Source organism: Mycobacterium sp. E136 (assembly GCF_001666865.1).
In the GTDB taxonomy this organism is placed as follows: Bacteria; Actinomycetota; Actinomycetes; order Mycobacteriales; family Mycobacteriaceae; genus Mycobacterium.
Map to the genome: position 1 here is coordinate 1 of NZ_LZJE01000335.1, position 7,547 is coordinate 7,547.

At 65.7% G+C, this 7,547-nt stretch carries 9 protein-coding genes and 1 pseudogene; 8 read left to right on the forward strand and 2 right to left on the reverse strand.

Annotated features, from left to right (window positions below; genetic code table 11):
- The 8 genes and pseudogenes from A5698_RS28760 to A5698_RS22130 form a co-directional block, all read left to right on the forward strand.
- A pseudogene (locus tag A5698_RS28760) lies at positions 1-154 on the forward strand (mammalian cell entry protein); the annotation flags it as partial.
- A gap of 43 nt (positions 155-197) precedes the next feature.
- Positions 198-1,295, forward strand: a complete 1,098-nt coding sequence (locus A5698_RS22100; RefSeq protein WP_502688976.1) for an MCE family protein — start codon at positions 198-200, stop codon at positions 1,293-1,295.
- Positions 1,292-2,509 carry an MlaD family protein gene (locus A5698_RS22105; protein WP_068301179.1) on the forward strand — a complete coding sequence of 406 codons (1,218 nt, stop codon included), beginning with the start codon at positions 1,292-1,294 and terminating at the stop codon, positions 2,507-2,509. Before A5698_RS22100 ends, A5698_RS22105 begins: the two co-directional genes overlap by 4 nt.
- A complete protein-coding gene (locus tag A5698_RS22110) occupies positions 2,506-3,756 on the forward strand; it encodes an MlaD family protein (protein WP_068301184.1) in 1,251 nt (416 codons plus the stop codon). The genes A5698_RS22105 and A5698_RS22110 overlap by 4 nt, the downstream gene beginning before the upstream one ends.
- Positions 3,757-3,788: 32 nt before the next feature.
- Positions 3,789-4,424 (forward strand): Rv1363c family protein, encoded by a 636-nt coding sequence (locus tag A5698_RS22115; RefSeq protein ID WP_068301186.1) that lies wholly within the window; start codon positions 3,789-3,791, stop codon positions 4,422-4,424.
- Positions 4,425-4,426: 2 nt separating this feature from the next.
- Positions 4,427-5,212 carry an RsiV family protein gene (locus A5698_RS22120; RefSeq protein WP_068301191.1) on the forward strand — a complete coding sequence of 262 codons (786 nt, stop codon included), beginning with the start codon at positions 4,427-4,429 and terminating at the stop codon, positions 5,210-5,212.
- A 2-nt stretch (positions 5,213-5,214) separates the two neighbouring features.
- Positions 5,215-5,787 carry a hypothetical protein gene (locus A5698_RS22125; RefSeq protein ID WP_068301194.1) on the forward strand — a complete coding sequence of 191 codons (573 nt, stop codon included), beginning with the start codon at positions 5,215-5,217 and terminating at the stop codon, positions 5,785-5,787.
- 10 nt (positions 5,788-5,797) lie between these two features.
- Positions 5,798-6,046 (forward strand): DUF3253 domain-containing protein, encoded by a 249-nt coding sequence (locus A5698_RS22130; RefSeq protein ID WP_068301197.1) that lies wholly within the window; start codon positions 5,798-5,800, stop codon positions 6,044-6,046.
- Between the two features lie 6 nt (positions 6,047-6,052).
- On the opposite strand, the gene A5698_RS22135 is transcribed toward A5698_RS22130, so the two are convergent.
- Together A5698_RS22135 and A5698_RS29615 are read right to left on the reverse strand one after the other, a co-directional pair.
- Entirely contained in the window at positions 6,053-6,517 is a 465-nt protein-coding gene (locus tag A5698_RS22135) for a YciI family protein (protein ID WP_067086324.1), read from the reverse strand.
- Positions 6,518-7,353: 836 nt separating this feature from the next.
- The coding region (locus A5698_RS29615) for a hypothetical protein (RefSeq protein WP_231967495.1) at positions 7,354-7,547 on the reverse strand (194 nt) is incomplete at its 5' end.

Sequence of the window (7,547 nt, forward strand, 5' to 3'; positions counted from 1 at the left end):
GGTGGCGCTGCGCAACATGACCAACCTCACCGGCACCGGCAACGCGATTGACTTCAACGCCTCCAGCGGCCTGTTGGTCGACTCCTGGATGTGCGCAATCAGCGGCCGGGCGAAGCAGTTCGGCATGATCGAGTACTACCAGGACTGCAAGTGAGCGCGGCGCTTCAGGAGTGGATGTGAAGATCACCAGGTCCAGGATCATCGCGGCCGTCGCCATCGGGGCGGTCGTGGCGCTGACGGCGGCGGTCGTGGGGGCGAAGTTCGTCAAGGACCAACTCGACACCATCACCGTCACCGCCCAATTCGAAAGCGCCGCAGGGTTGTACGAGAACAATGTGGTAGCGGTTCTCGGCATGCCGGTGGGCAAGGTCACCAAGATCACGACCAAGGGTGGGTACGTCGAGGTCGACTTCACGATCGACAAGGACGTCAAGGTGCCCGCCGACGTTCAGGCCGCGACCATCTCGAACTCGATCCTCACCGACCGTCAGATCGAGTTGACGCCGCCCTATCGAGGCGGGCCGACACTCCAGAACCACGACACCATCGGGCTCAACCGCACCCGGACGCCGGTCGAATTCGCCAGGGTCCTCGATGTTCTCGACAAGCTCGCGGGGTCGCTGCGCGGTGACGGGAAGGGTAATGGACCCGTGGCTGACGTGATCGACGCCAGCGCGGCCATCGCCGGCGGGAACGGCCAGCAGATGAAGGACGCGCTAGGCGAGCTGTCGAACGCGTTGCGGCTCAGTGCGGATCGGGGCACGGTGACGAAAGACCAGCTGACGACGATCGTGCGCAACGTGAGCTCGCTGTCGGATGCGGCCGCTCGCAACGACGCCATGATGCGCGAGTTCGGTTCCTCGGTGCGGGCTCTGAGCCAGATCCTGGCCGACGAGGACCTCGGCAGCGGCACGACCGGTAAGAAGATCAACGAAGTGCTCAATCACACCGGCGAGATACTGGACAAGCACCGGGAATCGGTCAAGGAACTGGTGGCCAACGGCGACATCGTGTTGAACACCGCCGTTGATCACGAACGCGATCTGATGGAGTTTCTCGATCTCGCGCCGATGACGTTGGACAACCTGTACAACGTCGCCGACCAGCGAAACGGCGCCCTGCGGGTGAAGGTGGTCACCGACAAGATCTTGTTCGACAACCAGTTGATCAAGGAAGTCTGCAACATGATGGGCCTGCGCCAATTGGGTTGCAGCACCGGAACGTTACAGGATTTCGGGCCGGATTTCGGATTGACGTACATGCTCGACGGGCTCGCGGCGATGGGGCAGAAATGAGGGCACTCCGGAGGCATCGCCAGGTCGCCGCGGGTCTGGCGATGACTATCTGTCTCGCCGTTTCCAGTTGTGCCACCGATGGTTTGGCGAGCCTACCGCTGCCGGCGCCGGGGACCGGAGCGGGCGGATACAAGCTCACCGCGGTGTTCTCGAACGCGCTCAATCTGCCGACGAACGCGAAGGTCAAACTGGCCGGCGCCGACGTGGGGCAGATGGAGTCGATGGTGGCCCGCAACTACACCGCCGTGACGACACTGCGAATCATGGACGGCGTGCAGTTGCCTAAAGGCAGCACCGCCGAGTTGCGTTCGGCCACCCCGCTCGGCGACGTATTCGTGGCGATCAAACCGCCGAACCCCGTCCCGCCGGGGACGCCGCTACTCGAGGACGGCGACACGATCGGCCTGGAGGCGACGACGGCGGCCGCGACGGTCGAATCGGTGCTGAGTTCGGCGGCGATCCTGGTCAACGGAGGTGCTGTTCGGAACTTCACCAACATCATCAACGGCCTGGGCAAGGCGACCGGGGACCAGGGCGACGCGTTCGGGACCCTGATCAGCAAGACCAACAACACGCTCGGCAAGCTGAACGCGCGGTCGGAGGAGATCTCGACCGCGATGACCGAGACGTCCCGCTTGGCCGACCAGATCGCCGCCAAGAACCAGGTGATCAGCGACGTGATGGCCGAAGCCCGCCCCGCGACCGACACGCTCTCGGCCCACACCACCCAGATCGCCGACCTGGTCCAGCAGATCGGTGATGTGTCCGACCTGATGCGCCGGTTCCCGTCGATCGCGGGCACAGACACCAGCGGACGCAGCGTGATAGCCGATGCGAACACCGTCGCCCGGGCGTGGAACGACGTCGCGCTGGCGCCCGATGCGACGCTGTACGCGCTCAACCGGCTGATGCCGCCGTTCATCAAGACGCTGAGCAGCAATGCCATCGCGTTGGACGCGAGCGTCGACCGGTTGGCATTGGGATCCATACCCGACATCGGATACGCCGGCGACCCGGGGCTGCACGGGCCGAAGCGTCACGACTGGCATCAGCTTGTCGGCACGCTGAAATACACGTTGTTCCGGCTGCAGGAAAGGGTGGTGGGCAAGGGGCCGGGGGTACCGCAACTTCCGGTGATCCCCAGCCCGACCGAGCCCGGAGAGATCATTCCGGCGCCGGGGCCCGCCGCGCCGCCCGCCGAGGCGCCGCGATGATCGCCCGCACCGCCGATCGCATCGTCGACCTCGTACGGTTCGGCTACGCCCGCCGCGCCTGGCTGTCGACGATCGCTCTGGTCATGACGCTCGTCATCGCCTGTGCCTATCTGTTGTTCGGTGCGCTGCGGGTCAACCCGTTGGCGTCCAGCTACCGGCTCACGATCGAGCTGCCCGCGTCGGCGGGGTTGCTGCCCGATCAGGACGTGACGCTGCGGGGTGTGCAGATCGGCCGGGTCGAAAGGCTCGACCTCACGCCCAGCGGCGTGAACGCCGTGGTGAATGTCGAGTCGACAGCGCGGATTCCGCAGTCGTCCGCCGTGCGGGTGTCGGGCCTCTCGCCGGCCGGCGAGCAGTACATCGACTTCATCCCGGACACGCAGATCGGCCCGTTTCTGGCCGACGGCGCGGTCATCGGCAAGGACAACGCCACCATCCCCGTCAGCCTCGCCGAGCTGCTGGCCAACGCCGATGGGGCGCTGGCCCAGGCGGACACCGAGAAGCTCGAACTCATCAGGAGGGAACTGAGCCTCAGCGAGGCCGGTCCGCGAAAGCTCGCCGACATCGTCGACGGCGGCACCTTCCTGTTGTCCACACTCGACTCGGTGCTGCCGGAGACCACCTCACTGCTGCGGACCAGCCAGGTGGTGTTCCGGTTCGTCGGCGACAAGAACGCCGGAGTCGACGCAGCCTCGGACAATCTCAGCGAAAGTTTCACCGGCATCAGCAAGATGCGCGACGGCTACCGCCGACTCACCGACCAAACACCGGGCGTTCTCAACGACGTCGACAACCTCTTCGCCGACAACTCCGACACCATGGTGCAGCTGCTGGGCAACCTGAGCACCACCTCGCGGTTGCTGTATCTGCGAGTGCCCGCGCTGAACGCGTTGTTCCCGAACCACCGCACATCGGTGCTCGACGCACTCGGTTCGGCGATGCACGACGGCGGGCTGTGGGGGACCGCGGAAGTCTATCCGCGCTACACGTGCGACTACGGCACACCCAAGCTGCCGCCGTCGGCGGCGGACTACCCGGAGCCGTTCATGTACACCTACTGCCGCGACGTCCATCCCGGAGTGCTCGTGCGCGGTGCGAAGAACGCACCACGACCGGCCGGTGACGACACCGCCGGCCCGCCGCCGGGTGCCGATCTCGGCAGACAGATGGACCCGACACCGAAGGGGCGCTACACGATTCCCACGCCCTACGGGGGCCCGACGCTACCCATCGAGCCACCCCGCTGACCGACACCCATCCGTGAGGAGATGACGATGCCGTGAGCACCGACCGCGATACGCGCAAGAAGACCGAGACGGACGACCAGGAAGAGAAACCCGAATCCCCAGAGTCCACAACCGCCGAGGACACCTCCGACGCTGTCGCCGACAACAACGACACCGGGGGCGACGACGATGAATCCAGCCCCGCCCGCCGATGGCGCCGCCGTGCGCTGCTCGGGGCCGTCGTGGTCGCGTTCCTGGCACTGCTCGGAGCGACGGGCTTACTGGGTTGGCAACTGTGGCAGGAGCGCCAGGTCGACGACGCCGGCGAACAGGCCCGGCAAGCGGCGGTGAACTACGCGCAGACCCTGACGAGTATCGACTCGGCGAAGGTCGACGAGAACTTCGACGCGGTCCTCGACGGGGCGACCGGCGAGTTCAAGGACATGTACTCACAGTCCAGCAATCAGTTGCGGCAGTTGCTGATCGACAATAAGGCGACCGCACACGGCGTCGTGTTGGAATCGGCCGTCCAATCGGCGACCAAGGACACAGCGGTCGTGCTGTTGTTCGTCGACCAGTCCGTTTCCAACACCAACGTGCCCGATCCGCGGATCGACCGCAGCCGCATCAAGATGACCATGGAGTACGTCGACGGCCGCTGGCGCGCAAGCAAAGTCGAGCTGCCCTGATGATGCGTATGCGTCTGCTGAGTTCCGGGATCGCCGTGGCGACGGCGCTCGCGGTCGCTCCGACGGCCACCGCGTCGGCGCCCTCGTTATGCGGCGACATCGGTGGGCAGTTCGACGGCCAGTACTGCCGTGCCACCGTACCGTCGGAGCGAAAAGCGGTCCGCGACATCAAGATCGCCATCCCCGGTGACCTAGTGGACAACCCGGCGACCGGACCCGCAATCCGTGACTACCTGAGTGCGCTGATGGACAACTGGAGGACCGCGGGCGTGAAGATGGTCGCCGACAGCTACGGCGAGGCCAACTACCAGGTGTTCCGTCGGGGTGACGTGCTCAGTGTCGTGTTCCGCGAGACCTATCACGCCGACGGGCCGGACTTCAACAACGCCTACCGCACGTTCACCTTCGACATGGCCGACGGGCGACGACTGCAACTCGCCGATCTGGTCGAGCCCGGACTGGATCCGCTGATCGCGATTCCGCCGCTGGCGCAACCGTTCGTCGAGCAGGCGCTCGACGCCGCGCCGCCGCCGCACCAACCGCGCACATACCCGTTCGTGATCGACCGCTGGACTCCGGACAAGGTCTACTCCGGCGCGTACAAGGCATGGGCGCTCACGCCCGACGAGCTCGTGATCTACATGCCGGACTATCCGGTGGGCCGTGACCGTCCCACCGACTTCACTCCGGGCGTCATGCAGTGGTCGATGGACGGCGGGACCGTGCAGGCACACATCCCCCTGTCCGCGCTCGCGCCGGTCCTGCGTACCGAATTCGGCGGCGCCTGACCATGTTCCGGACAGTCGCGGCGATGGCCGTGGCGCTCGTGGTCGCCTCGCCCGCAGCGCGGGCCGACGACGCCGTTCCCACCCTGCCGGTGTTCACGCCGCACCCGTCGGGGTGGCAACCGAACTACACCGTGTTCCCCTACAACCTCTGGCAGATCCGGGTCACCCCGGAACAGGTCACCGCGATGCGCGATTCCTGCCAGTGGTTCAACGCCCAGCACGACGACCTCATGACGCAGGCGTTCGGTTTTCAGCGGTTTCTCGACGACCACGACGACAACTGGTCCGCACCCGGCATGAGCCAGGCCGGTGACGTCGTCGCCGCCAACCTCGACCAGTCCGCGGCATTCCTCGACCCGCGCGCCCACACGCTGTTCATCGTCAACTACCCGGACCAGAGCGAGTATTCGCCCGTGTTGCACGGCGATTCGGTCTATCGGCTCTGGTATCAGTTCACCCAGATCAGCGACAAGATCAAACAGCGGGTGCCGTCGGGACAGATCAACGCCAACACCGCGACCGCTAACGTGTACGGCTCCGTGATCCGCGACTCCGGGGTGTGCGCGGGAGCGTAGATTCGGCTGGGTGAGCGACCGGCAGCGGCTGCGCGAGACGATCCTGAAACTGTCGCGCGAACGGGGCCCCGACAAGACGATCTGTCCTTCGGACGCCGCCCGCGCGATCGGCGGCGACGACTGGCGCGACCTGATGGACGACGCGCGCGAGACCGCCCGCGACCTCGCGCGCAAGGGCGACGTCGAGATCACCCAGAAGGGCGAGGTGCTCGACCCGAACGGGACGTGGCGCGGACCCATCCGGATCCGCGCCACCTAGCGATCGTCACGCCAACCGGTCGGCCTCCGCTCGGGCCTGCGCGGCGACCTTTTCGGCGAGGTCGGCCTTCCACTGGATCTCCTTCTTGACCCACGGATTGTCCTGCGGAAACTGGTCGGTCTCGCCGACCAGACGGACCTCGAGCCGGACGCCGGGCCCCAGCGGACACTTCTGGGCCCACTGCTTGGCCTCCTCCTTGGAGGACACGTCGATGATCCAGAAGCCGTTGAACAGCTCCTTGGCCTCGGTGTACGGGCCGTCGGTCACCACGGGCGGGTCGTTGTCGAAGTCGACGACGAAGCCGTCCTCCGGCCCGGTGAGGCCCTCGCCGGCGAGCATCACCCCGGCCTTGATCAGTTCCTCGTTGTAGCGGCCCATCGACTCGATGACCTCGTTGAAGTCGATCTCGGCGTCGGCGAACGCCGCCTCACCCTCGGGGGTGACCCGCATGATCATCATGTATCGCGCCATCAGTTCATCTCCTGTCGTATCGGTTCGGTCGGGCCTGTCTTTCGTGCCCTCACAACCACGTCGAACGGGATCCCACTGAATTCGACACGTGCCGCCGCGATTTTTCATCGGAGTTTCGAAGAATCTTTCTCGCCGGGCCAGATGAATGGACGCCTGCGAGACGCGACCCTTTCGCTGAACCGCGGGCAGGCCCGGGCATGACATTCGGTCGAGAGGGTGCGCCACCGCCAGTGACAACTGGCGTCGTCGAGCGACGACGGCTTGAGATCGCCAGGGAATTCGCCAGGTAGAGACACGGTCGGCGGGTCGAGTTTCTCGAACGAGCTGTTGTCGTGAGGGACTCGTGCACGCCTTCTGTGATACCCGGCAGCCAGCGAGGGCAGTTTTGTCAAATTGCTGCTCAAAGCGTTTTGGGTGGGTTAGCGTTCGTCGGGTTCCACCATCGGGAGGCTACTGTGCGTGAATATTCATGTGCGTCAATAATATTGGAGGGAGCATCGCCTTCTGAGGGCGCGAGATGGGTTAATCGATGAGTTGGACCAAGGACTCTGCACTCCGCAATGTCATCGCGAAAAGCGTTGTATCGGGGGTGTTTATCGTTGTAGCTGCTACCAGCACCACTGCGCCTGCGATCGCGATCCCCTTCGCCACAGGGTTTTCCAACGTGCCGGCACCGCTTCAGCCTGCTGATCCTCCCCCCGGGCCCCCGACTGGCCCCGGTGATCCCAGATGTGTGGAGATGCCGACATACCCGGTGTGCCAGGGCGGTCCATACTCGCCGGCGCCTCCTCCGCCTGGTCCACAACCCATCACTGGCCCGGCTGATCCGGGGTGTATCAGCCAGCCTGGAAATCCGGTGTGCCAGGGCGGCCCATACGCGCCGCCATCCGCCACACCGCCACCGCCGCCGCCGCCACTGCAGCCACCGATGGCACCGCCGCCGCCGCCGGGACCGCCGCCCCCGATCGCGCCACCGCCGTTGGCGCCGGTAGCACCGCCGCCGATGGTGCCGATCGCACCGCCGCCGATG

Bases quoted from the DNA above. Each gene is read 5' to 3' on its own strand.
- A5698_RS22135 (WP_067086324.1), bottom strand. From the start codon at position 6,517: ATGGCGCGATACATGATGATCATGCGGGTCACCCCCGAGGGTGAGGCG.
- A5698_RS22105 (WP_068301179.1), top strand. From the start codon at position 1,292: ATGAGGGCACTCCGGAGGCATCGCCAGGTCGCCGCGGGTCTGGCGATG.
- A5698_RS22110 (WP_068301184.1), top strand. From the start codon at position 2,506: ATGATCGCCCGCACCGCCGATCGCATCGTCGACCTCGTACGGTTCGGC.
- A5698_RS22125 (WP_068301194.1), top strand. From the start codon at position 5,215: ATGTTCCGGACAGTCGCGGCGATGGCCGTGGCGCTCGTGGTCGCCTCG.
- A5698_RS22120 (WP_068301191.1), top strand. From the start codon at position 4,427: ATGCGTATGCGTCTGCTGAGTTCCGGGATCGCCGTGGCGACGGCGCTC.